The 26031-nt window shown below is 65.5% G+C and carries 18 protein-coding genes; 15 read left to right on the top strand and 3 right to left on the bottom strand.

Annotated elements, in window-relative coordinates; all coding sequences use genetic code 11:
• Positions 1–19 precede the first annotated feature (19 nt).
• The 13 genes from WBP06_RS08395 to WBP06_RS08335 all read left to right on the top strand — a co-directional run bounded on the left by WBP06_RS08395 (position 20) and on the right by WBP06_RS08335 (position 18385).
• Entirely contained in the window at positions 20–1555 is a 1536-nt protein-coding gene (locus tag WBP06_RS08395) for an acyl-CoA ligase (AMP-forming), exosortase A system-associated (protein ID WP_395333739.1), read from the top strand.
• Entirely contained in the window at positions 1552–2778 is a 1227-nt protein-coding gene (locus tag WBP06_RS08390) for a pyridoxal-dependent decarboxylase, exosortase A system-associated (protein WP_395333737.1), read from the top strand. Before WBP06_RS08395 ends, WBP06_RS08390 begins: the two co-directional genes overlap by 4 nt.
• Before the next feature lie 169 nt (positions 2779–2947).
• A complete protein-coding gene (locus tag WBP06_RS08385) occupies positions 2948–3592 on the top strand; it encodes an XrtA/PEP-CTERM system exopolysaccharide export protein (protein ID WP_395333735.1) in 645 nt (214 codons plus the stop codon).
• Between the two features lie 17 nt (positions 3593–3609).
• Positions 3610–5130 (top strand): XrtA system polysaccharide chain length determinant, encoded by a 1521-nt coding sequence (locus tag WBP06_RS08380; RefSeq protein WP_395333733.1) that lies wholly within the window; start codon positions 3610–3612, stop codon positions 5128–5130.
• Positions 5131–5143: 13 nt separating this feature from the next.
• Positions 5144–6205: a capsular biosynthesis protein gene (locus WBP06_RS08375; RefSeq protein ID WP_395333731.1), complete on the top strand. Its 1062-nt coding sequence runs from the start codon at positions 5144–5146 to the stop codon at positions 6203–6205.
• The gene (locus tag WBP06_RS08370; RefSeq protein WP_395333729.1) at positions 6202–7941 is read left to right on the top strand and encodes a preprotein translocase subunit YajC; all 1740 of its coding nucleotides are present in this window, start codon (positions 6202–6204) and stop codon (positions 7939–7941) included. The genes WBP06_RS08375 and WBP06_RS08370 overlap by 4 nt, the downstream gene beginning before the upstream one ends.
• A 23-nt stretch (positions 7942–7964) precedes the next feature.
• A complete protein-coding gene (locus WBP06_RS08365) occupies positions 7965–9188 on the top strand; it encodes an XrtA/PEP-CTERM system-associated ATPase (RefSeq protein WP_395333727.1) in 1224 nt (407 codons plus the stop codon).
• Positions 9189–9220: 32 nt separating this feature from the next.
• The gene (locus WBP06_RS08360; RefSeq protein ID WP_395333725.1) at positions 9221–10117 is read left to right on the top strand and encodes an XrtA system polysaccharide deacetylase; all 897 of its coding nucleotides are present in this window, start codon (positions 9221–9223) and stop codon (positions 10115–10117) included.
• Positions 10114–11187, top strand: a complete 1074-nt coding sequence (locus tag WBP06_RS08355) for a FemAB family XrtA/PEP-CTERM system-associated protein (RefSeq protein ID WP_395333723.1) — start codon at positions 10114–10116, stop codon at positions 11185–11187. Before WBP06_RS08360 ends, WBP06_RS08355 begins: the two co-directional genes overlap by 4 nt.
• Positions 11184–12407 carry a TIGR03087 family PEP-CTERM/XrtA system glycosyltransferase gene (locus WBP06_RS08350; RefSeq protein ID WP_395334092.1) on the top strand — a complete coding sequence of 408 codons (1224 nt, stop codon included), beginning with the start codon at positions 11184–11186 and terminating at the stop codon, positions 12405–12407. The genes WBP06_RS08355 and WBP06_RS08350 overlap by 4 nt, the downstream gene beginning before the upstream one ends.
• Positions 12397–13956: an exosortase A gene (gene xrtA / locus WBP06_RS08345; protein WP_395333721.1), complete on the top strand. Its 1560-nt coding sequence runs from the start codon at positions 12397–12399 to the stop codon at positions 13954–13956. Before WBP06_RS08350 ends, xrtA begins: the two co-directional genes overlap by 11 nt.
• An 11-nt stretch (positions 13957–13967) precedes the next feature.
• Complete coding sequence (locus WBP06_RS08340; RefSeq protein ID WP_395333719.1) at positions 13968–15863, top strand: XrtA/PEP-CTERM system amidotransferase; 1896 nt, start codon at positions 13968–13970, stop codon at positions 15861–15863.
• A gap of 221 nt (positions 15864–16084) precedes the next feature.
• Positions 16085–18385: an EAL domain-containing protein gene (locus WBP06_RS08335; protein WP_395333717.1), complete on the top strand. Its 2301-nt coding sequence runs from the start codon at positions 16085–16087 to the stop codon at positions 18383–18385.
• Positions 18386–18900: 515 nt separating this feature from the next.
• Here WBP06_RS08335 and zapE read toward each other — a convergent pair.
• Both zapE and WBP06_RS08325 read right to left on the bottom strand, forming a co-directional pair.
• The gene (gene zapE / locus WBP06_RS08330; RefSeq protein ID WP_395333715.1) at positions 18901–20016 is read right to left on the bottom strand and encodes a cell division protein ZapE; all 1116 of its coding nucleotides are present in this window, start codon (positions 20014–20016) and stop codon (positions 18901–18903) included.
• 143 nt (positions 20017–20159) lie between these two features.
• A complete protein-coding gene (locus tag WBP06_RS08325) occupies positions 20160–20942 on the bottom strand; it encodes a succinate dehydrogenase iron-sulfur subunit (RefSeq protein WP_395333713.1) in 783 nt (260 codons plus the stop codon).
• Positions 20943–21203: 261 nt separating this feature from the next.
• On the opposite strand from WBP06_RS08325, the gene WBP06_RS08320 reads away from it, so the two are divergent.
• Positions 21204–21488, top strand: a complete 285-nt coding sequence (locus tag WBP06_RS08320) for a DUF4242 domain-containing protein (RefSeq protein WP_395333711.1) — start codon at positions 21204–21206, stop codon at positions 21486–21488.
• A 106-nt stretch (positions 21489–21594) separates the two neighbouring features.
• Here WBP06_RS08320 and WBP06_RS08315 read toward each other — a convergent pair whose 3' ends face one another.
• Entirely contained in the window at positions 21595–24372 is a 2778-nt protein-coding gene (locus WBP06_RS08315; RefSeq protein WP_395333709.1) for a ribonuclease E/G, read from the bottom strand.
• A 724-nt stretch (positions 24373–25096) separates the two neighbouring features.
• Between WBP06_RS08315 and WBP06_RS08310 the strand changes: the two genes are divergently transcribed.
• On the top strand, positions 25097–25966 hold the full coding sequence (locus WBP06_RS08310; protein WP_395333707.1) for an N-acetylmuramoyl-L-alanine amidase: 870 nt from the start codon (positions 25097–25099) through the stop codon (positions 25964–25966).
• Positions 25967–26031: the final 65 nt, after the last annotated feature.

The raw sequence follows: 26031 nt of genomic DNA, 5'->3' as shown, positions 1-26031 counted from the left end.
TGCGGAGCCTTTCCTCACCATGAGCGGCAGTCCCGAAAACCCGATCCTGCCGCTCGACCATCTGGCGTTGCGTGGGGCAGACGATGCCCCGGCGCTGGTGTTGCGTGGAGAGACGCTGGACTACAAGGCCTTAAGATCACGTGTCTCTCGCCTTGCAGCATGGCTGGCGCGCGAAATTCCCGCCAAAGGCGCGCGCGTCGCCACATGGGCGGCCAAGGGGGAGCTTGCCTGTCTGATGCCGCTGGCCGCCGCGCGGGCCGGTTTGGTGCACGTTCCGATCAATCCGCTGCTGAAGCACGCGCAAGTCGCGCATATCCTGGCCGACAGCGGGGCGTTGATGCTGATCGGTACGCCCGCGCGCCTGACGACGCTGGGTGAGGGCGATGTTCCAGCAGTCTGCCGTCTGGTCGAGGAAGGCGTGGCGCTTGCTGGCGCAGAAGCGCTTGGCGGCGATCTGGCTCCGTCGCAGGCCGATCCCGACGATCTGGCCGCCATCCTCTACACCAGCGGTTCCACCGGCCGACCCAAGGGCGTGATGCTCAGCCACGCCAACATGTGGCTGGGCGCGCAGAGCGTTCACGAATACCTGGGCCTGGCGCCGGACGACCGCACGCTGGCAGTGCTGCCGCTGTCGTTCGACTATGGGCAGAACCAGTTGCTTTCGACATGGTATGCGGGCGGATGCGTGGTGCCGCTGGACTATCTGATGCCGCGCGATGTGGTGAAGGCGGTGGAGCGCCACGGCATCACCACTTTGGCTGCCGTGCCACCGCTCTGGGTGCAGATCACCGAACTCGACTGGCCAGAGGAGACTGCGGCCAAGCTGCGCCGCCTGACCAACAGCGGCGGCGCGCTGACGGTGGATCTTGTGCGGCGCCTGCGCGTGCTGTTCCCGCACGCGCGGCTTTTCGCGATGTATGGACTGACCGAGGCTTTCCGCTCCACTTACCTCGATCCTGCATTGATCGACAGCCACCCCACTTCGATGGGCATGGCCATCCCTCATGCAGAAGTGCTTGTTATCAATGATATGGGTGAAATTTCTCAGGATGGGGAAGAGGGTGAGCTTGTCCATTCCGGACCGCTTGTGGCGCAAGGATACTGGCAGGATCCGGAGCGTACGGCGGAGCGCTACAAGCCCGCGCCGACAGCGTCGCGCTACGGCGGCATGGCGGTCTGGTCCGGCGACCGCGTGAAGCGCGAGGCGGATGGATTGCTCTATTTCGTGGGCCGTCGTGACGCCATGATCAAGTCGGCCGGCAATCGCATCAGCCCGCAGGAAGTGGAGGAGGCCGCGTTGGGCACGGGTCTGGTTGCAGAAGCCGTTGCGCTCGGTGTGGCCGATCCACGGTTGGGGCAGGCGGTTCACCTTGTCGTCCGCGCTGCGCCTGGAACTTCAGGATCGGAAGAAGAATTGCCGCGTAAGCTCAAGGAAGAATTGCCTAATTTCATGATTCCCCAAGTCATTCATTGGCGCGATGCCATGCCGATCGGTCCCAATGGCAAGGTCGATCGCACCGGTCTGGCTGTTGAATTGGCGGAGATGGCCTCGTGAAGCCGTTGGGGCCGATTCCGGCCGGTTACGCAGGCATTGACGGCGTGCTCGCCGTGGGGGGCAAGCCGGTCACGCATTGGGTGGAGCAGGCCGGCGACACGCCGCTGTTCGTTTACAGTGCAGATCTCATCCGCGCCCGCGTCGCTCAATTGCGCGCGGCGATGCCGGAAAGACTGGCGCTGCACTATGCCGTGAAAGCCAATCCGTTCGGCCCGCTGCTGGCGCTGATGAACGGCTTGGTCGACGGTTTCGACATCGCTTCCGGCGGAGAACTGGAGATCGTGCGCGGGGCCGGGATCGACCCGGCGAAAGTCAGCTTCGCCGGCCCCGGCAAGCGCGATCGCGAACTGGAAGCGGCGATCGCGGCCGGCTGCACCCTCAACCTTGAATCGGAGGCTGAGGCCCGGCGGGCCTTGGCTATCGGTGAAAAGCTGGGCCGGACGCCGCGTCTGGCCATTCGCGTGAACCCGGATTTCGACCTCAAGGGATCGGGCATGAAGATGGGCGGCGGAGCCAAGCCCTTCGGCGTGGATGCCGAGCGGGTGCCGGCGATGGTGCGCGACGTGATCGCAAGTGGCGCGGAATGGCGCGGCTTTCACATTTTTGCCGGCTCGCAGGCGCTGGATGCGGCGGCGATTGCCGAAACGCAGGGGCAGACCATCGACTTGGCCGCGCGGTTGGCGGAGGCGAGTGGCGTGGCACTGCCGCACTGCAATCTGGGTGGCGGCCTGGGCATTCCCTACTTCCCCGGCGACGTGCCGCTGGCCCTTTCCGAAGTGGGCGCGCGGCTGGCGGAGCGGTTCGAATCGCTGCCGGAAATCCTGCGCGAAACCGACTTCTGCATCGAACTCGGCCGCTATCTGGTGGGAGAGGCAGGGGTCTACATCGCCCGCGTGATCGACCGGAAGATCAGCCATGGCGAGGTTTTCCTGATCACCGATGGCGGGCTTCATCACCAGCTTGCCGCTTCGGGCAATTTCGGGACCGTAGTGCGCCGCAACTATCCGTCGGCCATTGCCACGCGGTTCGATGCGCCGGTGGAGGAGGAAGCCTCGATCGTCGGTTGCCTCTGCACGCCGCTGGACAAGCTGGCGGACAAGGGCGGTTTTCCAAGGGCCGGCGTGGGCGATCTGATCGCGGTGTTCTGCGCGGGGGCCTACGGCGCCAGCGCCAGCCCGGCGACGTTCCTGGGGCAAGGACCCGCGCGCGAAATGCTGGTGTAACGGCGGTTTCAACATTAGCGCGAAGTCTGTCCCAACTCGGGACTACTCCCGAATTGGGGTGAATTGGCTAACGCAATGTTCACCCTTTTAACCGATAGCGGAGGCTGGATTCTGCCACGCGCGTCACGGGTGTTGCCCCCGGGCGTGCTGGTGCTGGAGGGAAGAACCTATGCTGCAGTCCCGAATTTTCCGCCTTCTGGGCGGCTCCGCGCTGGCCGGCGTGGTGTTGACGGGTTGCGCAGACGCGGCCTCGCGCCCGGAATTGCCGCCGGCGCAGTTCGTGGCGATGCAGGAAGGGCCGGGCGAGGAATACGTGATCGGGCCCCTCGATCAGTTGACGATCTTTGTCTGGCGCAACCCGGAACTGGGCGCGAAGGTGCAGGTGCGGCCCGATGGGCGCATCACCACCCCGCTGATCGCGGACATGCCGGCGGTGGGCAAGACCCCGGCGATGCTGGCAGAGGACATTCGCCTTCAGCTTTCGCAATATATCGAGGATCCGCTGGTTTCCGTGATCGTGGACGGCTTTTCCGGCACCTTCAGCCAGCAGATCCGCATCGTTGGCGCCACCGAGAAGCCGGCGTCGATCCCCTATCGCGCGAACATGACCGTGCTTGACGCGATGATCGCGGTGGGCGGGCTGTCCGAATATGCGGCGGGCAATCGTGCCAAGCTGATCCGGTTCGACAAGGCCAGCGGCACGCAGAAGGAATATGCATTGCGCCTCAGCGATCTGCTGAAGAAGGGCCAGAGCAAGGCGAACGTCATGCTCAGCCCCGGTGACGTGATCATCATTCCCGAAAGCATGTTCTAAAAGGGGCCTAGGGCGACATGAACGGCCTCTACGAAGAACTGCTCAGCGCAATCCACAGCATCTGGCATCGACGCTGGATCGCGCTGGCCGTGGCCTGGGCGATCAGCCTGGTCGGCTGGTTGCTGGTGGCCCTGATTCCCAACGCCTACGAATCGCAGGCACGCATCTTCATCCAGCTGGACGATGCCCTGGCCGAACAGGTCGGCATCGGCGTGGCCGACAAGAAGCGCGATATCGAACGCATCCGCCAGACGCTGACCAGCGCGGTCAATCTGGAGAAGGTGGTGCGCGGCACCCGCCTTGGCGCCACCGTCAATTCGCCCGCGCAGATGGAAGCGGCGGTGCTGCGGCTGGGCAACAAGGTGAAGGTGGTCAGCCAGGAGGACAACCTTTTCCAGATCAGCGCCACGGCGGATTACGGCTCATTCTCCGACGCGGAGAACGCCGCGTTGGCGCATGAGATCGCGCAGAAGATGATCGACATCTTCCGCGAGGAGAATCTCGCCGGCGACAAGGGCGACATGGTGGAGACGCTGGCGTTCGTGAACCAGCAGCTTCGCCAGCGTGAGACCGAACTGGAAAGCGCCGAACAGCGCCGCACCGCGTTCGAGGCCCAGCATCCGGAACTGGCGCAGGGCGGTGCTGCGGTCGTGCAGCGGCTGGATTCGTCGCGCACGCAGCTTCGCGATGTGGAGGCCGATCTGGTGGCGGCGCAGAGCGCGCTTGCCTCCATGGACGGCCAGCTTGCCAGCACCCCGCGCACGATCCCCGGCACGGCCGGCAGCGGCGCCGGTGCGGCGCTGGCACGCGCGCAGGCGGACCTTGCCGCGATGAAGGCACGCGGCCTTACCGACAATCACCCCGACGTGATCGCCGCCCGCAACCAGGTTGCCGCGCTGAAAGGCCCGGCGGCGCAGGAAGCGGCCAGCGGCGGCGGCACACCGAACCCGGCCTACAGCTCGCTCCAGTCGATCCGCGCCGAACGCCAGGCGGCGGTGCAGGCGCTGGTCGCGCGCAAGGCGGGGCTGCAGTCCGACATCGGTTCGCTGACCGCATCGGCCATTCAGGACCCCGAACTGGCCACGCAGGCGCAGCGGATCAACCGTGACTACGACGTGCTCAAGGACCAGTACGACAAGCTTCTGCAGGACCGTGAGGAACTGCGCCTGCGCGGCGAAGTGAAGACCGGACGCGAGGCGGTGAAGTTCCAGGTGGTCGACCCGCCGACGAGCCCGCGCAAGCCGGTGGCGCCCAATCGCCCGCTGCTGCTGTTCGGCGTCCTGCTGGTCGGCATCGGTGGCGGTTGCGCCGCAGCCTTTGCGTTGGGCCGCATCCGCTCCGTCTTCGCGACGGCCGGCAAGCTGGAACAGGCGACGGGCCTGCCGGTGCTGGGCGCGATTTCGCAGCACCTTACCGATGGGGCGCGGGCCGTGCGTGCGCGCCGGTTGAAGCAGTTCTGCGGGGCCGGTGCCGCCCTGGGGGCGTTGTTCGTGGTGCTGCTGGCGATGGAATTCATCCAGCGCGGCACGGTGGCTTGAGGATACGGCGACGATGACCGAACACAGCAAGCTTCCGGTTCCCGAAGATCAGGCCGTTCCCGAAAACCAGGGTCCGGATGCCGGCGCCAAGCCGCGCGAATCGCTGATCGAGCGCGCGGCCGGCCGCTTCGACTTTACCCGCATGATGCGCACGGCGGTTTCGATACCCCCGGTACCGCCGGTCCGCCCGCTGCCGCCGGTAAAGCCGGTTGCCCCGGTAAAGCCCGTTACGCCGACGAAATCGGAGGTTTCGGCGGCAGAAGCGGTTGCGGAATCGGCCGTAGAGGCTCCCGTCACCGAGGCTCCCGTTCAAGACGCGATCGCTCCGGTATCCTTCATCGGCCCAAGGCATCCGATCGACCGGGAGCGGCTGCGCGATCAGGGCCTGATCGTGCCGGAAGGCGCCGTGACCGCGCTTCTGGAAGAATTCCGCATCGTCAAGCGCCACCTGCTGGTGCAGGCGGCCGAGCTTCGCCGCCAGAATGCCGGTGCCGCCGCGCAGCGCGTGCTGATCAGTTCGCCACATCCGGGCGAGGGCAAGACCTACTGCGCGCTCAACCTTGCGCTGGCCATCGCCGCCGAGAAGGAGAGCGAGGTCCTGCTGGTCGATGCCGATTTCGCCAAGCCGTCGATCCTTTCCACGCTTGGGCTGCCGGGCGGACACGGGCTGATGGACGCGCTGATGGACGAAAGCATCGACGTGGCCGATTGCGTGCTGGGCACCGATGTGCCCGGCCTCTGGGTGCTGCCCGCCGGCGACACCACGGTGAACGACAGCGAATACCTTGGCACGTCGCGCGCGGCGCAAGTGCTGGCGCGGCTGACCGAGGGCGCGCCGCGCCGGATCGTGATCTTCGATTCCCCGCCCGCGCTGGCCGCATCGCCCGCCGCCGAACTGGCCAAGCATGTCGGCCAGGTGGTGGTGATCGTGCGCGCCGACCGTACCGGGCAGGGCGCACTGGAGGATGCCGTCTCGCTGTTGGACGGCTGCCCCAATGTTCAACTCCTGCTCAACGCTGCCCAGTTCAGCCCGAGCGGCCGCCGCTTCGGCGCCTATTACGGGTACAGTGGATGAAGTTCGGACGTTCCGTGGCGTGCCTTGCCGGTGCGCTTGTTTCCATTGCCCTGATACCCGCGACTGCTCTGGCCCAATCCACGGGCTATGAGCCTACGGGCGGTTCCTCTGCTTCGGACGGTGGCGCCGGTGGCGCGGGCGGCGATGCCGGTACGCCCGGCAAATCCGCTGGCCGCAAGGGCCGTGGCGGCACCAAGGCCACGCGCCGGCTGGAAGTCACGCCCTATATCGAGGTGGACCAGATCGTCACGGCGGAGCTTTCGCCGGGCGATGACGTGCTGACCTGGACGCAACTGGCGGCGGGTGTCGATGCCTCGATAGCGGGGCGCAACAACGCGCTGGCGGCATCGGTCCGCTATCAGAAGCAGATCGGCTGGGGCAAGGCGACCAACGGCGACGTGATCAGTGGCGTCGCGCGCGGCTATACCACCATCGCCCCGGGCCTGACGCTGGAGGCGGGCGCTCTTGCCACCCAGACCAGCGTCGACAATGACGGTGCGGCGCTGTCCGGCGGTCTGGTTCCGGCGAAATCACGCACCAATATCTATTCGGTCTATGGTGGCCCTTCGTTCAAGACGCGGGCCGGCGATATCGACCTCTCGGCCGATTACCGGGCGGGCTATACCAAGGTCGACCAGCCCAACGCCTATGTCGCCACGCCGGGGGCTTCGGCGACCGACATCTTCGATCACAGCGTTACGCAAGTGGCCGATGCCGAGGCCGGCGTCGCGCCTTACGTCATCGCTCCTGTTGGGCTTGGCGTTGCGGGCAGCTTCTATCAGGAAGACGTGTCGAATCTGGACCAGCGCGTGCGCGATGCGCAGGTGCGGGGGCTGGTGACGGTGCCCGTCAGCCGCACCGTGCAGGTGGTGGGCGCGCTGGGCTATGAGAACGTGCAGGTCTCCAGCCGCGATGTGCTTCGCGATGCGGACGGCAATCCGGTGATCGGCCGCAATGGCCGCTACAAGACCGACAAGAGCCAGCCGCGCGAATTGGCCTATGACGTCAGCGGGTTGATCTGGGACGTGGCGGTGATGTGGCGGCCCAGCCCGCGCACCTCGCTCACCGCGCATTTCGGCCGGCGCTACGGCGGCACGGCCTATGGCGGCACCTTGGCCTGGGCCCCGAACGACCGCAACAGCGTGAACCTGGTGGTCTACAACAACCTGTCCGGCTTTGGCGGCCAGCTGAATCGCGCGATCGACCAGCTGCCCGACGATTTCGAGGCCGTGCGCGATCCGGTGACCGGCGATTTGCGCGGTTGCGTGTCCTCTCTGGACGGCGGAAACTGCCTTTCCGGCACGCTGGGATCGGTGCGCTCCGCAGTATTTCGCGCGCGCGGGTTCGCGGCCAACTGGTCGCACAAGATCGGCCGCATCGATGCCGGCATCGGCTTCGGCTACGACAATCGCCGCTTCATCGCCCGTCAGGATTCGGTCCTGGCCGCTGCCGATGGCGTGATCGACGAGAACTGGTGGGTTGCCGCCTATCTGTCCGGCCGCTTGGGCCGAGAGGCGGGCTGGTCCACCAGCGCCTATGCCAATTGGCTGTCCAGCAACGATTCCCTGACGGGCGATGTGTCCGGCTACGGTGTCAGCGCGTCCTATTACCGGATGCTGGCGCGCAGGTTGCGGGGGACGGTGGCGGTGAGCCTGGACGGGGCGAGCCGTGACGGTTCATTCGGTGAAGATTATTGGACCGCATCTGCCCTGGCAGGGTTGAGGTACAGTTTTTAAGAGTTTCGTGGGAGAACAGAGAAATGTTCGAAGATTTCTACGGGCTCCGGGCGAGGCCCTTTCAACTCACCCCCGATCCGGCGTTCTTTTTCGAGAGCGCGACGCACCGCAAGGCGCTGTCCTACCTGGGCTATGGCCTGGCGCAGGGAGAGGGCTTCGTGGTCATCACGGGCGAGGTTGGCGCGGGCAAGTCCACGCTGGTGGCGCACCTGATGGCAACGATCGATCCCGCGCAGTTGACCGTGGGGCTGGTGGTGACCAGCGCGCTGAATGGCGAAGAGATCGTCCACGTCGTCGCGCAGGAATTCGGCCTGCCGGTGGCGGGGCATGACAAGGCCTCCGCGCTTGGCGCGATCGAAAGCTTCCTGCATTCGGAGGCGCGCGCCGGCCGGCGCTGCCTGCTGATCGTCGATGAGGCACAGAACCTTTCGGTGAGCGCCATCGAGGAACTGCGGATGCTGTCCAACTTCCAGCTGGGCGCGCATCCGCTGTTGCAGACGCTGCTGCTGGGCCAGCCGGAATTCCGCGCGACGCTGCTGGAAAGCCCGGAGCTGGAGCAGCTGCGCCAGCGCGTGATCGCGACCCATCACCTGACGGCGATGACCGTGCGCGAAGTGAAGCCTTACGTCGAACATCGCCTGGCCTGCGCCGGTTGGCAGGGGCAGCCCGTTTTCGACGACGACGTCCATGCCGAAATCCATGCGGCCACCGGCGGTATTCCGCGCCGCATCAACCAGGTGCTCAATCGCCTGCTGCTGCTGGGCGCGGTGGAGCAGAAGACGCGGATCGACGCGGAGATGCTGCGCGAAGTGCTGGGCGAACTGGATGACGATGGCGCCCGGGCATTGGTCAGCCCGCAGTCCGACGCATCGGTGCAGGGGGCCGCGCAGACTTCAGCGCAGACTTCAGCTCCGGCCTTCGCGGCGGCTGCGCCCGCGATCGCCATCGATACCGCAGCGACCGCCGCGATGATCGAGGCAGCGCTGACGCATCGCGACATGCAGATCGACGAACTGCAGCGTGCGGTTCTGGAACTGGCCGCTGTTGCCGACGAAGCGCGAAACGCGCCGGCCCGGCAGGACGATGGCGCGGCATTGGCTGCCTTGACGGATCAGCTTGCGCAGGCCCAGGCGCAAGTCGCCGGTCTGGAAGCGCGCCTGGCGGAGCAGGAAGCGACCTTGCGCCACATGCTGACCATGCTGATCGAATGGTTCGAGGGCGGCGAAGGCCACCGCGCGGCGGCCTGATCCAACCCGGCGTCCCGTTAACGGAGCGAGACATGCGCGATGTGCGCCCGACGGACGGGCAGGTGATCAACGGGCTTTCGGTCGATGTCGAGGACTGGTTTCAGGTCGGCGCGTTCGAAACCGTGATCGACCGCGCCCAATGGCCCTCGCTGCCATGCCGGGTGGAGCGCAACTGCGACGAGATCCTGGCGCTGTTTGCCGAGGCGGGCGTGGTTGGCACCTTCTTCACGCTGGGCTGGATCGCCGAACGGCATCCGGCGATGATCCGCCGAATCGTCGATGCGGGGCATGAGATTGCCAGTCATGGCTGGGATCATGAACGGGTGTTCCGCATGGATGCGCGCCGCTTCGGCGAAGACCTGTCGCGTGCGCGCAAGGCGATCGAGGATGCCGCCGGTGCTGCGGTAACCGGCTATCGCGCGCCCAGCTTCTCCATCGATGCGCGCACGCCCTGGGCTTTCGACGTGCTGGCCGAACAGGGTTATCGCTATTCGTCCAGCGTGGCGCCGGTGGTGCATGACCACTACGGCTGGCGGGAAGCCCCGCGCTTCGCGTTCCAGCCCATCGCGGGTGCCGATTTCGTCGAGATTCCGGTCACCACCGCGCTGCTGCGCGGGTGCCGGCTGGCGGCTGGCGGCGGCGGGTTCTTCCGCGTGCTGCCTTATGCCTTCTCCCGCTGGGCGATCCGGCAGGTGAATGGGCAGGGACGCCCGGCGGCGTTCTATTTCCACCCGTGGGAGATAGACCCCGGCCAGCCGCGCGTAGACAACGCCCCGCTGCGCTCCCGCCTGCGGCACTACACCAATCTGGGCGTGATGGCGGACAAGCTACGGCGGCTGGTGGGCGAATTCCGCTGGGGCCGCATGGACGAACTGGCCGCGCGCGAAGCGGCGGTCGCCCCGATGCTGTCTGAAGCATTAGCGGCATGAACGCTCCGTTTTCGTTGCCCGCCAGTCTCCGCCTGCTTGACCTTGCCGACCCGGACGATCTGGCGCGGCTCGATGGGTTTCTGGCGCGCCATCCGGACGCCACGCCGTTCCATCGCCCGTGCTGGTTCGTCGCTGCCGCCAAGGCAACCGATAATCGCGCAATGGCGCTGGTGCAGGAAAAGCAGGGGGAGATCGCGGCTTTCCTGCCACTCAATGCCATCCACTCTCCGGTATTCGGGCGGCTGCTGGCCTCCAGCGGCTTCGCGGTCGGCGGTGGGCTGCTAACCACCGATCAAGCGGATCCGGACGCGATCTTCCCGGCGCTCGAGGAACTGGCGTTGCGCCTGTCCTGCCCCGCCATCGAACTGCGCGGCGGCGTTCTGCCCGATGTGCGGCCGGGCTGGGCACGCAAGACCGAGAGCCATTGCAACTTCGCCCGCCCGCTTGCCGTGGATGACGAGGCGGAACTGCTGGCGATTCCACGCAAGCAACGCGCCGAAGTGCGCAAGAGCCTTGGCTTCGATCTCGAAATCGAGGTCGGCACGGCAGAGCGCGACCGCGCGGCGCATTACGCGGTCTTTGCCGAAAGCTATCGCAACCTCGGCACTCCGGTCTTCCCCCGCGCGTTGCTGGACGCGGTTGTCGACGCATTCGGCGCCGATGCGGACATTCTGACGGTGCGGCATCAGGGCGTGCCCGTCGCCAGCGTGATCTCGCTCTATCATCGCGGCGCGGTGATGCCCTACTGGGGCGGCGGCACCCACGCCGCGCGCGCCTTGCGCGCCAATGACCGGATGTATTTCGAACTGATGCGCCATGCCCGCGCGCGCGGTGCCACGCATTTCGACTTCGGCCGGTCCAAGACCAACAGCGGCGCCTATCACTTCAAGCGCAACTGGGGCTTCGAGCCTGAACCGCTGAGCTATGCCGCATGGACCGCGCCCGGTGCGGGCAGGCGCGATGCCGATCCCACCAGCGCCGGCCTCTCGCTGCAGATCAAGGTGTGGCAACGCCTGCCGCTGGCGATCGCCAACCGGCTGGGGCCGCTGATCGCGCGCGGGATCGGCTGATGGAAATCCTGTTCCTGGCCCACCGCATCCCGTTTCCGCCGGATCGCGGGGACAAGATCCGGTCGCACCACATCCTGAAGGCGCTGGCGCGACTGGCGCCGGTCCACGTCGGCTGCTTTGCCGACGATCCGGCCGACCGAGCGAGCGAGGGCGATCTGGCGCAACTGGCGACCAGCCACCTGCTGCTCGATCGCGGCAAGTCGCTGGCACGCGCGGGGCTGGAGTCGCTGGCACGCGGCGCGCCGCTGAGCGTTACCGCCTTTCACGATGCACGGATGGCGCGCTGGGTCGCTGAAACGCTGCGCACGCGGCCGATTGGCGCGATCTACCTGTTTTCCGGGCAAGCCGGCCAATATGTTCCAGCCGATTTCGCGGGCCGGGTGGTCGCCGATCTGGTCGATGTCGATTCGGCCAAGTTCGAGGCTTACGGCGCCAACGGACGCGGCTTTCGCGCCTGGATGGAACGGCGCGAAGGGCGCCTGCTCGCCGCCGAGGAAGCCCGGATCGCCCGGCGCGCGGCGGCGACGCTGCTGGTGAGCGAGGCGGAGGCGGCGCTGTTCCGCGCCCGACTGGCCGATCCGTCCTGCACCGTTCGCGCACTGGGCAACGGCATCGACAGCGATCTCTACGATCCCGCCAAAGTCGCGCCCGAACCGCGCATGGCCGCGCTGCCAGGGCCGCGCCTGATCTTCACCGGGCAGATGGACTATGCCCCCAATATCGCCGCGGTGGAGCGGGCCATCACGCGGATCATGCCCGTGGTGCGGGCATCGTTCCCGGATGCCAGCCTTCATGTCGTCGGCCGCAATCCGCCGTCTTCGCTCGTCGCCCGGGACGGCCACGATGGTATCCGGGTCTGGGGCCGGGTGGATGACGTGCGGCCCTTCCTGGCGGCGGCGGACATGGCGCTGGTGCCGCTGGAAATTGCGCGCGGAGTGCAGAACAAGGTGCTGGAGGCGATGAGCATGGGCCTGCCGGTGGTGCTTTCGCCGGGTGCTGCTACCGGCATTCCAGCCGGGCAGGGGGCATTTTCCGTGGCGGACAGTGATGCCGCGCTTGCGGCTGCCGTCTGCACGCTGGCCGGCGATCCGGCGCGGGCGGCCACGATGGGGCGCAACGCGCGGTCCTGGATCGAGGCGAACGCCGGCTGGCAGGCCGCGCTTGCATCGCTGCCGGGGCTGATGGGGTGCAAGCCTGCCGGGCTCAGCGATGCCGCCTGACGCTGGCCGACTGGCGCCGACCCTGCACATGACCATGATGCCGGAAAGCTGGCGCCCGGCGCTGGTGCGCGTGACTGTCGCATGGTTGGCGCTCTTTGCGGTGTTCTTGCCCGACTGGGCGGCAATGGCCCGCCAATGGTGGGATATTTCCACGTACAATCACGTCGTGCTGATCCCGCCCATCCTCGGCTGGCTGGTATGGCAAAGGCGGGACGAACTTGCGCGGCTGACGCCATGTGTCTGGGCACCGGGACTGATCCCCTTCGCCGGCGCAGGTTTCCTGTGGCTGCTGGGTGCGCTGTCGGGCCTCGACCTCGCGCGGCAGGCGGGCGCGGTCGGCCTGCTGGCCGCGACGGTTCCACTGCTGCTTGGCCCCCGCGTGACTGCGGGGCTGCTGTTCCCGCTCTGCTACATGGGATTCCTGGTGCCCTTCGGGGAGGAACTTGTCGAAGTTCTGCAGACCCTGACGGCGGCGATCACCGTGGCGCTTACCCATCTTTCCGGCATCGACGCGCGGATTGACGGGGTGTTCATCGATACCCCGGCGGGCCTGTTCGAAGTGGCGGAGGCCTGTTCGGGCGTGAAGTTCCTGATCGCCATGATCGCTTTCGGCACGCTGGCGGCCAATGTCTGCTTCGTGGGATGGCGCAGGCGGGCGCTGTTCATGTTGGCCTGCGTGGTGGTGCCGGTGCTGGCCAACGGCGTGCGGGCATGGGCGACGATCTATGCCGCCCAGTTCGTCGGCGCCGAAAAGGCGTCCGGTTTCGACCACATCGTCTATGGCTGGATCTTCTTCGCACTGGTTCTGGGCGCGGTGATCGCCGCCAGTTGGCGCTTCTTCGACCGGCCGGTGGATGCGCCGATGATCGATGCCGCGTGCATCCAGGCCAGCCCGCTGCTGACCCGTATCGAGGGGCGGGGGAAAATTCCCGCCTTCGTGGCACTGGTCGCCATGGCGGCGCTGGTGGCGGCGCTGCTGCTGTGGGCGCGCGGAGCCGATGCATTGGCCGCGCCGATGCCGCAGCGGATCGATCTGCCCGAAGTGTCCGGTTGGCACCGGGTGGACTACGAACCGCAAATCTGGTGGCAGCCGCGCGCGCAAGGGGCGGAGCATCGGCTGCTGGGCCGCTATGCGGATGGTGCCGGCCGCGAAGTGGATGTCTTCATCGCGTTCTACGCCAGCCAGGGCGAAGGCAGCGAGGCGGGCGGCTTCGGGCAAGGTGCCCTAACGCCGGACAGCCCGTGGGCATGGCAAGGCGCCGGTCCTGCTTTCCCGGACGCGCGCAGCGAGCGGCTGCTGGGGCACGGGCGGGTTGAACGCCTTGCGGTAACGTGGTTCCGCACGGGCACCATGCTGTCCGGCAGCAATGCGCAGCTGAAGCTTGCCGTGATCCGCGACCACCTGTTGCTGCGCGCAAGGCCGACGATGATGCTGATCCTGTCCGCCGAAGATCGTCCCGGCCGCCCCGCCCAAACCGCGATCGCCCGGTTCCTTGCCGCGACGGGCAATACCGGCGCGTGGATGGACCGCGTCGGCCAGCTCCGCTAGGCCCTTCATTTATGTGCGGGATAGCCGGTATCTACCACCTTGAGACGCCCAAGCCCGTCGATCCCGTGCGGGTGGAAGCCATGTGCGATGCCATCGCGCACCGTGGCCCCGATGGGCACGGCGTATGGACGGCGCCAGGCGTGGCGTTGGGGCACCGCCGGCTTTCGATCATCGACCTTGCCGGCTCGCCGCAACCGATGGCCTCGCCCGATGGGCGGGCGATGCTGGTGTTCAACGGCGAAATCTACAATTTCCAGGAACTGCGCCGCGAACTGGCGGCCCATGGCGCGGTGTTCCAGACGGAGGGCGACAGCGAGGTTATTCTTGCGGCCTGGCAGCGCTGGGGGCCGGCCTGCGTTGCGCGCCTCCACGGCATGTTTGCCTTCGCGATTTACGATCTGGAGGCACGCACGCTGTTCCTGGCGCGCGATCGGCTGGGGGTGAAACCGCTTTACCTTGCGCCGCTCAGCGACGGTAGCCTGGCTTTCGGTTCGGAACTGAAGGCACTGCTGGCCCATCCGTTGCTGCGGCGGGAGATCGATCCGCTGGCGGTGGAGGACTACCTCGCCTGGGGCTACGTGCCCGATGACCGCGCGATCCTGAAGGGTGTCAGCAAGCTGCCGGCCGGGCACACGCTGCTGCTGCGCCACGGTGCGCCGATGCCCCGGCCGGTGCAATACTGGGACGTGTCCTTCGCCGAACGGCGCAAGGGCCGCGTGGCGGACCTTGAGGCCGAACTGCTGCACCTGATGCGCGAGGCGGTAACCTCGCGCATGGTGGCCGACGTTCCGCTGGGCGCGTTCCTGTCCGGCGGCGTGGACAGTTCCAGCGTCGTCGCGCTGATGGCGGAGGCGTCTTCCCGTCCGGTAAGGACCTGCTCGATCGGCTTCGATGTGGAGGCATTGGACGAGACGGGCTACGCCGATGTGATCGCACGCCGGTTCTCGACCGATCACGTGTCGCGCCGGGTCTCGCCCGACGATTTCGGCGCGATCGACACGCTGGCAGGCATGTTCGACGAGCCGTTTGCCGATGCCTCTGCGCTGCCGACCTGGCGCGTATGCCAGCTGGCGCGGGAATCGGTGACCGTCGCGCTATCGGGCGACGGCGCGGATGAGGCGCTGGCGGGATATCGTCGCCACGTGTTCCAGCATGGCGAGGATCGGGTGCGTGCTATTCTGCCGCAGGTTCTTCGCGGCCCGGTTTTCGGCGGCATGGGGCGAATCTGGCCCAAGGCCGACTGGGCCCCCCGGCCGCTGCGCGCCAAGGCGACGCTGCTCTCGCTGGCTGCGGACAGTGCGACGGGATATGCCCGGGCGATCGGTTTCACCGCCCCGGAACTGCGCGATACGCTCTATTCGGACGCGTTCCGGCGGCTGCGCGGCGATTATCGCGCGGAAGATGCGGTGATCCGGACGATGCGCAATGCGCCCGCCCGATCCGGGCTGGATCGCGCGCAATATGCCGATCTGAAGCACTGGTTGCCGGGCGATATCCTGACCAAGGTCGATCGCACCAGCATGGCGGTAAGCCTGGAAGCGCGCGAGCCGCTGCTGGACCACCGGCTGATCGAGTTTGCCGCCAGCCTGCCCGAATCGATGCGCGTGCGGGGCGGGCAGGGCAAGTGGCTGATGAAGCGCACGATGCGCCGGATGCTGCCTGATGACATTCTCTACCGTCCGAAACAGGGCTTCGTGACCCCGATCGCGCAATGGCTGCGCGGACCCCTGGCCGGAACGGCGCGTGAAATCGCCACAAGTGCCACGCTGGCGCGCACCGGCTGGTTCGATTCGCGCCGCATCACGGCCTTGGCAGAGGCGCATATTGCCGGCCGCGCCGATCACGCGCGGCTTTTGTGGCAATTACTTATGCTCGACAGGTCGCTCGCAGGGCTGGGAATCGCGTGAAGTTAACCGGCAAAGGCGAATTTGGCCGGAAATCATCGTGAACGTCGATTAACCTAACTTCTTGTTAGTAGCTTTGTCCTAGATCGGTGCTCCAGGCCTCATGGCAGGACGTGCATGAAGATACCAGGTCGCCAATATCGGACGCTTGAGCGCGGCTTCCCCGCGCCGGGCGTCGCCGTGCAACGCCGGGCCCGCCCGGGCTTTTGCCGGGGGGCTGCGTGATGGTTGCCATCCCCGCTCGCCTGGTGCGAATCTGGAAAAGCCCTCGCTTCCGGATCATTTTCTGGGCCACGGTCACCGGCGCGCTTTTGGGTCTCAGCCAGCTATGCCTCCCGCTGGAGGACGCGATCGTCAACGGCCGCACCTTGCTGCGTTCGCATGCCTCGGACGGGCGGATCGTCATGGTCTTCCAGGACGAGCGCACTCTTCAGGAATTGAACTACGCCGAAATCTCGCGGGGTGACGATGCGCGCGTGCTGAACAGCCTGATGTCCTCTGGAGCGCGCCAAGTCTATTTCGATCGCACGCTCAGCTATGTGGGCGACAATCGCGAGAACCAGGCGTTCATCGGCATTCTCAAGCAGTATCACGACCGGATCTTCCTGGGGGCGCTTCCCAGCAATGAAAGCAGGCGCGGCAATTACGCCGGCACAATTCCTCCTGCCGCCTATCGCGCTCAGGTCAGCGTCGTTTCGCTGCTGGCGCTGAATCACCCGTTCAATCTCAGCCTCAGCCTGCCGTTTGCTTCGGACAGTCCGATTGGCCATATTCCCAGCATGTCGGCCCGAATGGCCGGTGTTACGGGGCCGTTGGATGAAGTCTATCGGCCCGATTATTCGATCGACCGTACTACTATACCCACCGTCAGCTACGTCGATGTTCTGAAAGGCCGTCTCGATCCTCGGGTGGTTCGCGGAAAGGATGTGATCATCGCCCCGGCCGCGGACATGTATCATGATATCCATCCGATGCCGACGCAGGGCTATGCTCCGGGCGCCTACTTCCATGCCATCGGCGTAGAGACGCTGCGCGGCGGCGTGCCTGTACAGCTTGGCTGGCTACCGGCGTTCCTCGTGGTGCTTGCCCTGATCATTTCCGGCGTGAAGCGCGGCCGCGCGCTTGATGTTTACCGGTTCATCGGACTTTTTGTCGTGCTCGGCATCGTGCCGTTGGTGCTCGATGGGCGTCATATCGGCGTGGACATCGTGCCAGCCATCGTCATGGCGGCGATCGCGGTGTTCCGTATGCGTCATCTGGATGGGATCGAAGTCGCCGGGGAGACCAACGCCGGGTCCGGGCTGCCCAGCGTTCAGGTGCTGCGCAAGTATGAGGCGGGATCGAGCCGCATCCTGGTGGCACTCAAGATCCGCAACTATGCCGCCATCATCGGCAGCTTCGCGGGCGAGTTGGAAGCCCAGATCGCGAACGAGATCGTGCGTCGGATTCGCATCAGCGACAGCCAAGTCGTGGTCTATCACGAAGGAGGCATGTTCCTGTGGCTTTCGACCATCCGCAGCACCTTCGACCTGTTCGAGAACCTGGAAGGGCTGCACCGCATCGTCCAGAACGGCATTCAGGTCGGCGGGCTCGACATCGACCTTTCGTTCAACTGCGGCATCGATTCCGAGTTCGACCGTCCGGTTTCCAGCCGCGTGGCCAGCGCCATGCAGTCGGCCGAGGAGGCGGTTCGGAACGACGAACTCGTCTACAAGTACGACAGCCACAAGCATGAGGCGCGCTGGGAAATCTCGCTGCTGACCCAGCTGGATCGTGCGATCGACAACGGTGAAGTATGGGTCGCCTACCAGCCCAAGCTGGACGTCGCGACGAACCGCGTGACCGGCGCCGAGGCGCTGGTGCGCTGGACCCATCCGGAACGCGGACCGATCAGTCCGGACAAGTTCATCCGCATCGCGGAGGAATTCCATCGGATCGAGCGCATCACCCGTTTCGTGATCGACCATGCCGTGCGCGCCGCCGTGGAACTGCGGCGGCAGGGCTTGGGCCTGACCATGTCAGTCAACATCTCCGCGCAGCTGCTGCGCAACCCCGGTCTGCCGACCATGATTCTGGACATCCTGGCCCTGCACGGGCTTGAGCCGGAGATGCTGATCCTGGAGATCACCGAGACGGACCGTCTGGATCGCAGCTCACGCACGTTCCAGATGCTGCAGAAGTTGGTGCAGTCCGGCTTGCGCCTGTCGATCGACGATTTCGGCACGGGCAACGCCACCATCGATTACCTGCGTTACCTTCCGGCCACGGAGGTCAAGATCGACAAGGTCTTCGTCCAGGCGATGGAAGCGAACAAGGAAGACCTGTTGCTGGTGCAGTCCATCATTGAGATGGCGCACTCGCAGGACCGTACGGTGGTGGCAGAAGGCGTGGAAACCCTGGCTGCTCTGGAGATCCTGCGCGCCATGAACTGCGACGTCATCCAGGGCTACTATGTCTCCCGGCCTGTTCCATTCCGGGATTTGTTAACCGAAATCAAAGGGCGGGAGGCACGCCGTACTGGTTAAAAAAGTCTTGATGACCCTTTAACCCATTGTTATCCATTGAGCCAGCCGCGAAACAGCGGTGGTTCACATGGGGTATTTACAATGACCAAGGGTCCTTACGACTGGTACTGGGGCGGCCTCGGCAGCAAGTAATCAGTTTCATGCGGCGTTTCCCGGGAAAGTCCCGGGAAACGCCGCAAATGAATTAAGAAAAATCACGGAAATCCGCCGAAAATAGCCAAACTAAAAGGCGCGATTGTTTCTTCAGGATATTCCGCCGCAGCGCCCTTCCGTTAAGGATCGGGCGCTTTAATTTTGCCTGAGAGGGGCATGGCAACGCCGCAGGGCCATGCGGGCCGCCCGAATCGAACACGGCACGAAGGCTGCTCGAAGGCGGGCAAATCGTTAACTCCCTCGCCGATGAGGCAAGGATTAACGCTTCTTACAAAATGTTAACGGAGGTCGCGGGGGAGGATGAAAGCCCGGAGAGGCAGACTTCGTTAACGCACGCCGGCACAGGATTTGCCGGGGCGGCGTCAGTCTTCGCCGTGACCCAGTGCCAGATATTCGGCGCTCTGCATCTCGTTCAGGCGGCTGACCGTGCGCTCGAATTCGAAGCGGCCGTCGCCGGCTTCGTAAAGCTCTTCGGGCGGCGCATCGGCGGCGGCGATCAGCTTCACCTTATGCTCGTAAAGGGCGTCGATCAGCGTCACGAAGCGGGCTGCCTCATTGCGGCGATCCGGGCCCATCTTGGGAATGCCGACGATGATCACCGTGTGATAGGCGCGGGCCACGGCAAGATAGTCCGCCGCGCCGCGTGCTTCGCCGCAGAGGCGCTTGAAGCTGAATACGCCCACGCCTTTGAGGCTCTTGGGCACATGCAGCATGCGTCCGCCGCCTACGTCGAGTTCGGCCGAGGGAACGTGCTCGCTGTCCTCGGGCGGATAGTCGGTCAGGCGGTAGAATGCCTCGCGCGTCTGGTCCGTCGCGTCCTCGCCCAGCGGATAGTGCCAGGTCGCCATGCCGCCCAGGCGGTGCAGGCGATAATCGGTCGGACCGTTCAGCGTCAGCACGTCCAACTCCTTCTCGATCAGATCGATGAAGGGCAGGAAATGCTCGCGGTTGAGGCCGTTCTTGTAGAGGTCCTTGGGCGCGCGGTTGGAGGTGGTGACGATCGTCACGCCCTCATTGGTGATCAGGTGCGTGAACAGCCGGCTCATGATCATGGCGTCGGCGGAATTGTTGACCACCATCTCGTCGAAGGCGAGGCAGCGCACGTCCTTGGCGATGGCGGCGGCCACCGGCGGGATCGGATCGCCGCTTTCCTTCTTGCGCTCATCCCGCAGGCGCGCGTGGACTTCCAGCATGAAGGCATGAAAGTGAATGCGGCGCTTATCGGGGATGTCGAGCGTGTTGTGGAACAGGTCCATCAGCATCGACTTGCCGCGGCCGACACCACCCCACATGTAAAGGCCGCGCGGCGGATGTGCCTTCTTGCCCAGCAGTTTGCCGAGCAGTCCCGAGGCCGCATTGGCCTTGTAAAGTTCGCGCTGGAGGCGATCGAGGCGCTGTGCGGCAGCGGCCTGCTCCGGGTCGGAGCGAAGCTCGCCGGTGGCAACCAGCGTCTCGTAGCGTTCGAGCATGGCAGTCATGATAGTGTGACAGGCGTAAGCATTCGAGTGGATGCAGTGGAGAGGAAACAGGCGGCGCAGCCGGCGCAGACCCCGATATTGGGTCGACACCGGGCTGCGTCAATCCGGCTCACTGCAATCGATCCGTCAGCCAGCAGGCCCGATCAGACCTGGCGCTCTGCCTGCATCTTCTTGATTTCGGCGATCGCACGTGCGGGCGAGAGGCCCTTCGGGCAGACGTTCGCGCAGTTCATGATGGTGTGGCAGCGATAGAGGCGGAAGGGATCTTCCAGCTCGTCCAGACGCTCGCCGGTCATCTCGTCGCGGCTGTCGGCCAGCCAGCGATAGGCCTGAAGCAGGATCGCCGGGCCCAGGAACTTGTCCGAATTCCACCAGTAGCTGGGGCACGAGGTGGAGCAGCAGGCGCACAGGATGCACTCGTAGAGGCCGTCCAGCTTTTCGCGCTGTTCGGGGCTCTGCAGGCGTTCCTTGCCCGAAGGCGTGGTCGAAACCGTCTGCAGCCAGGGACGGATCGAGGCGTACTGCGCGTAGAAGTGCGTGAAATCGGGGACGAGGTCCTTGATCACTTCCATGTGCGGCAGCGGGGTGATGCGGATGTCACCCTTCAGGTCTTCGATCGCTGTGGTGCAGGCGAGGCCGTTCTTGCCGTTGATGTTCATCGCGCAGGAACCGCAGATGCCTTCGCGGCACGAACGGCGGAAGGTGAGCGACGGATCCTGCTCGCTCTTCATCTTGATCAGCGCGTCGAGAACCATCGGGCCGCACTTGTCGAGATCGATCTCGAACGTGTCGTAACGCGGATTTTCGCCCGAATCCGGGTCGTAGCGATAGACGGTGAACTTCTTGGCGTGCGTCGCCCCAACGGCCTTGTGGACGTTGCCCTGCTTCTTGATCTTGCTGTTGGCCGGGAGGGTGAAGGTCGCCATGAAAAATCCCCGTGATCTTGCACTGCGGCATGAACCGCGACTGTTGCCCCTCCCTCTAGCGATTGTGCGGCGCGTAGCAAGCGCAAGTGTACACGCCGTGGCGGATTGCAAGTGTCTTGACGCGAAACGCAAGCGGTTTGCGGCCGTGGGAAGGGGTGTCTCCTCCAAATTTGCAGGCGGAACCGGCCCGGTTTCGCGTTATTCTGTTCGCTCGCGGGGGAAAAGGCAGGATTGCAATCAGCGATTGGAAGGATGCAGGCGATGATGAAGCGTTACGTGATCGAACGGGATCTGCCGGGTGTTGGCACCATGAGCGAGTCGGAACTGGGCGGCGCGGCGAAAGTGTCCAACGATGCCCTGGCGAAAATTCCCGGCGTGCAGTGGGAGCATTCGTACGTCGCCAACGACAAGACTTTTTGCATCTACCTGGCCGAAAGCGAGGATCGCATTCGCGAACATGCCGACAAGTCCGGCTTTCCCGCCACCCGCATTACCGAGGTGACCGCCATGATCGATCCCACGACGGAGCGTTGCATCCTCGGCTGACAGGACGCTGCGGTATGACCGCCAAATGAAAAGGCCCCGCATGTCGCCATGCGGGGCCTTGTTCTTGTGTCAGGAGCCTTGACGGCGCCGGATCATCGGGCGGCGATCACTCGCCGAAGGTGCGCTGCCACCAGCCACGACGCGGCGCGACGTCCGCAGCAGCTTCCTCAGCCGGCGCGGCTGCTTCCGCAGGCACTGGTTCGGCAACCACTTCGGCTACCGGCTCGGCGGTTGCCTCGACGGGATCGGCCTTCTTGCGGCGCGTGCGCTTGGGCTTCTCCGCTGCCGGGGCAGGGGCAGGGGCTTCCTCAACCACGACTGCCGCAGCCGCTTCGGCGGGTTCGGCCTTCTTGCGACGGGTGCGCTTGGGCTTTTCCTCTACCGGAGCAGGGGTTTCCTCAACCACGGCTTCGACAACTGCTTCGGCGGGATCGGCCTTCTTGCGACGGGTGCGCTTGGGCTTTTCCGCTACCGGAGCAGGGGCTTCCTCAGCCACGACTTCGACAATTGCTTCGGCAGCAACCGGCTCGGCGGCAACCTCGGCGGTGTCGGTCTTCTTGCGGCGCGTGCGCTTCTTGGGTGCAGGCGCTGCTTCAGCCTCGGCAGCAACCGGCTCGGCCACGACTTCGACAGCCTCGACGACGACAGCTTCTTCAGCCGAAGCTTCCGCGGCATCGTCACCATCTTCGGTCACATCGCCGTTTTCTGCACCATGCTCACCGCTTTCGCCATTGCGGCGGTTGCGGCGACGGCGGCCACCGCGACGGCGGCGCTTGCGCGGCGCTTCGGCACCGTCATCCTCGGCAGAGCCTTCGGTGAATGCGCTGTCCTCATCGCCTTCGGCGTCGGTTTCGGCACCTTCCTCAGCTTCGTCGTCCGCTTCGGCTTCGGCCTCTTCGGAAACGTTCTCGTCGCGGCGATCACGGTTGCGGCCACGACGGCGCTTGCGGCGCTTGCGGCGGGCACCATCGTCGTCGTCGCGAGCGCGGGCTTCCTCGCGCTCTTCTTCCTCGAACTCGTCCTCCTCGTCGATGAAGTCATCCTCGACTTCCTCGGCGATGGGTTCGAAGCGCGGCACGAAGTCGTTGCGCGGGCCGGAGGAGAGGACGCGCATCTTCGCGCCTTCGTTCTCGCCCTCGGGGATCACTTCGACGGCGACGCCGTAGCGTTCCTCGATGTCAGCCAGATCGGTGCGCTTGGCGTTCAGCAGGTAGATCGCCGCTTCGGTCGATGCGAAGAGCGACACCACCACGCCCTTGCCCTTGGCGGCTTCGTCCTCGATCAGGCGAAGCGCCGAAAGGCCGGCGGAGCTGGCGGTGCGGACCAGGCCGGTGCCGTCGCAGTGCGGGCACGAGCGCGTGGTCGCTTCCAGAACGCCGGTGCGCAGGCGCTGGCGGCTCATTTCCATCAGGCCGAAGCTGGAAATGCGGCCGACCTGGATGCGTGCGCGGTCGTTCTTCAGCGCTTCCTTCATCGCCTTCTCGACCTTGCGGACGTTGGAGCCGTACTCCATGTCGATGAAGTCGATGACGACGAGGCCGGCCATGTCGCGCAGGCGAAGCTGGCGGGCGATTTCCTGCGCGGCTTCGAGGTTGGTGGCGACTGCCGTCTGCTCGATCCCGTGCTCCTTGGTGGCGCGGCCCGAGTTGATGTCGATCGAGACGAGCGCCTCGGTCGGGTTGATGACGATATAGCCACCCGAACGCAGCTGCACGACCGGATCGTACATCGCAGTCAGCTGGTCTTCGGCGCCGAAGCGCTGGAACAGCGGAACCGGATCGGCGTAGGGCTTAACCTTGCGGCCGTGGCTGGGCATCAGGAGCTTCATGAAGTCCTTCGCCGCGCGGTAGCCTTCCTCGCCCTCGACGATCACTTCCTCGATGTCGCGATTATAGATGTCGCGGATGGCGCGCTTGATCAGGTCGCTGTCCGAATGGATCAGCGCCGGCGCGGCCGAGCGCAGCGTCTGTTCGCGCAGTTCGTCCCACAGGCGGGCGAGATAGTCGAAGTCACGCTTGATTTCGGTCTTGGTGCGCTGGAGGCCGGCGGTACGGACGATGCAGCCCATCGAACGCGGCAGTTCCAGTTCGGCGATGATCGACTTCAGGCGCTTGCGGTCCGAGGCCGAGCTGATCTTGCGGCTGATGCCGCCGCCGTGGCTGGAATTCGGCATGAGCACGCAGTAGCGGCCGGCCAGGCTGAGGTAGGTGGTGAGGGCGGCGCCCTTGTTGCCGCGCTCTTCCTTCACGACCTGAACCAGCAGCACCTGGCGGCGGTGGATCACGTCCTGGATCTTGTAGCGACGGCGCAGAGCCATGCGCTTGGCGCGCAGTTCGTCCGCTTCCTTCGAGCGACCGCCGCTGCGGCCACCCTGGCGGCGACCACGGCCGCGACGGCCACGGCCGGAATTGTCTTCCTCTGCGGCTTCTTCGTCAGCGGTTTCGAAGCCGTTCTCGACGTTGCCGTCCTCGATCGTGGCGACCTGGTCCTTTTCGGACGTGTCGACTTCGGTCAGGCCGCCTTCGTCGAAACCTTCGCTGCCGTCCTCATCCTCGTCATCGCCTTCCGAAGCGCGCAGGGCGGCTTCTTCCTCGGCGTGCGCGGCTTCTTCCGCCAGCAGGGCCTCGCGGTCCTCCTTGGGGATCTGGTAGTAGTCGGGATGGATTTCGCTGAAGGCCAGGAAGCCGTGGCGGTTGCCACCGAAATCGACGAACGCCGCCTGCAGCGAAGGTTCCACGCGGGTGACCTTCGCCAGGTAGATGTTGCCCTTTATCTGCTTCTTGTCGGCCGATTCGAAATCGAACTCTTCAATGCGATTTCCCTTGAGTACCGCCACCCGCGTTTCTTCCGGGTGGCGCGCATCGATGAGCATGCGCGTTGCCATTGTGTATTCTCCATGCGCGCTCGGTCCCGGCCTCTGGGGCGGTGACGGCGCGATCCTGTTCGTGAATGTCCGCTGCCTCGGCGCAAGGTCGGCCGGATGCGGCTGGGCCTGCTGAGCGACTGCTCGCTTCGGCGCGGACGGGGGTAAAGGTGAAGTGGGGGCCTTTGTGCGGCGCCCGCAGTGCGACTCTTTTGTCTATCGCCCCGGCAGGCATGTCCGATGACATGCCGGTGGGCGTGATCGTGTCTGCGAGAGACAGTTCGCGTGGCGATACTGGACACGCGGAAAATTGCGACCACACCACCCATGCCCCTTCGGGCATCGGCTGGCAGGGCGGCAATTGGCTTCTCATCTCTCGCGTCAACCTGTTCGTACCGGACGGAATTTATCCGGTTTGGCGACCGGGTGCTGGTATCATTTCGGTCTCGCCCGGCGGCATGAAGGCATGCATGGCCGAATTGCGAGGGCTCGAAGTGTCGCGTGCCCGGAACGAAAGGGCCTAGCATTCATGGCCTTGCACTACAAGGTCATTGCCGCGCTTTCGTTCGACTCCGGATCAACAATCTTGTCTTTGCCGTTTCCGAGTCCCTCGCAAGGTTGTTGCGTCTAGCTGGCGGGCGATCGCCATTCCGTTGCGTCGGAAGCGATTTTTCCCCGATAAGCGGGGGAAACCGCGCGAGGGCGGGATTGCGGAGGCGCGCGTTTACGGCCTAGTCACCGGGCCATGTCGCCCAACCTGCAAAAGGGTCTGCTGTTTTCGGCGCCGCTGGCGTTGCTGGTGGCCTTGCCCGTGCTCTGGCCGCACCTGGCGGTTTCGGCACGCGATCTGGACTATGTGGTGCGGTTCGATCTGCCGGCCGCCGATGCGCCGGTGGGGCTTCCCCGCGTGGATGGGCCGGCCGATGCCAGCCGGCCGCTGGTGGTGATCGATCCCGGTCATGGCGGCTTCGATCCGGGCGCGGGGCTTGGCGACATTCGCGAGAAGAACGTGGCGCTGCAGGTGGCGCTGGCGATCCGGCAGAAGCTGCTGGCAAGCGGCGGCGTCCGCGTGGCGCTGACGCGCGACACCGATCGTTTCATCGCCCTGGCGGATCGGCCGGACATTGCCCGGCGGCTCAACGCGGACCTGTTCCTGTCGATCCATGCCGACAGCGCGGATAGCGATGGCGCTCGCGGTGCCAGCGTCTACGTGCTGTCCGAAAGGGGATCGAGCGAGGCGGCCGAACGCTTCGCGGCGCGCGAAAACCAGGCGGGCAAGGTCAACGGCGTGGCGCTGGCGAAGACCAGCGAGGACGTTGGCGCGATCCTGCTGGACCTGTCGCAGCGCGGCGCGCAGGCGGGGTCGAGCCAGTTTGCCGGGTTGATCCTGCGGGAAATGAAGGATGGCGGCATCGGCCTGCATCGCGAACAGATCGAAACGGCGGCGCTGGCCGTGCTGAAGGCGCCGGACATTCCCTCCGTCCTGTTCGAGACGGGCTATATCAACAATCCGGACGATGCGCGTTTCCTCACCTCGCGAGAGGGGCAGGCGCAACTGGCCGAAGCCGCCGCGCGGGCGGTGCGCGCATGGTTCGCACGCCGGGCCGGGGCGTGACCGATGGGTGTCGTCGAACGCGAAAAGCGCGCGGCGGATCGTCTCCAGACTGGCCTAGCACAAAA

It is taken from the genome of Novosphingobium mississippiense (assembly GCF_044029535.1).
Taxonomy (GTDB): domain Bacteria; phylum Pseudomonadota; class Alphaproteobacteria; order Sphingomonadales; family Sphingomonadaceae; genus Novosphingobium.
Note: the sequence above shows the minus strand (reverse complement) of the source record. Positions and strands in the feature narration are given on the sequence as shown.

What these genes read in the sequence shown, in the direction of transcription:
- WBP06_RS08395 (WP_395333739.1), top strand. Translation starts at nt 20, where the DNA reads ATGAGCGGCAGTCCCGAAAACCCGATCCTGCCGCTCGACCATCTGGCG.
- WBP06_RS08380 (WP_395333733.1), top strand. Translation starts at nt 3,610, where the DNA reads ATGAACGGCCTCTACGAAGAACTGCTCAGCGCAATCCACAGCATCTGG.
- WBP06_RS08360 (WP_395333725.1), top strand. Translation starts at nt 9,221, where the DNA reads ATGCGCGATGTGCGCCCGACGGACGGGCAGGTGATCAACGGGCTTTCG.
- WBP06_RS08370 (WP_395333729.1), top strand. Translation starts at nt 6,202, where the DNA reads ATGAAGTTCGGACGTTCCGTGGCGTGCCTTGCCGGTGCGCTTGTTTCC.
- WBP06_RS08320 (WP_395333711.1), top strand. Translation starts at nt 21,204, where the DNA reads ATGATGAAGCGTTACGTGATCGAACGGGATCTGCCGGGTGTTGGCACC.
- WBP06_RS08375 (WP_395333731.1), top strand. Translation starts at nt 5,144, where the DNA reads ATGACCGAACACAGCAAGCTTCCGGTTCCCGAAGATCAGGCCGTTCCC.
- WBP06_RS08325 (WP_395333713.1), bottom strand. Translation starts at nt 20,942, where the DNA reads ATGGCGACCTTCACCCTCCCGGCCAACAGCAAGATCAAGAAGCAGGGC.
- WBP06_RS08335 (WP_395333717.1), top strand. Translation starts at nt 16,085, where the DNA reads ATGGTTGCCATCCCCGCTCGCCTGGTGCGAATCTGGAAAAGCCCTCGC.
- zapE (WP_395333715.1), bottom strand. Translation starts at nt 20,016, where the DNA reads ATGACTGCCATGCTCGAACGCTACGAGACGCTGGTTGCCACCGGCGAG.
- WBP06_RS08315 (WP_395333709.1), bottom strand. Translation starts at nt 24,372, where the DNA reads ATGGCAACGCGCATGCTCATCGATGCGCGCCACCCGGAAGAAACGCGG.
- WBP06_RS08355 (WP_395333723.1), top strand. Translation starts at nt 10,114, where the DNA reads ATGAACGCTCCGTTTTCGTTGCCCGCCAGTCTCCGCCTGCTTGACCTT.
- WBP06_RS08365 (WP_395333727.1), top strand. Translation starts at nt 7,965, where the DNA reads ATGTTCGAAGATTTCTACGGGCTCCGGGCGAGGCCCTTTCAACTCACC.
- WBP06_RS08340 (WP_395333719.1), top strand. Translation starts at nt 13,968, where the DNA reads ATGTGCGGGATAGCCGGTATCTACCACCTTGAGACGCCCAAGCCCGTC.
- WBP06_RS08385 (WP_395333735.1), top strand. Translation starts at nt 2,948, where the DNA reads ATGCTGCAGTCCCGAATTTTCCGCCTTCTGGGCGGCTCCGCGCTGGCC.
- WBP06_RS08310 (WP_395333707.1), top strand. Translation starts at nt 25,097, where the DNA reads ATGTCGCCCAACCTGCAAAAGGGTCTGCTGTTTTCGGCGCCGCTGGCG.
- xrtA (WP_395333721.1), top strand. Translation starts at nt 12,397, where the DNA reads ATGCCGCCTGACGCTGGCCGACTGGCGCCGACCCTGCACATGACCATG.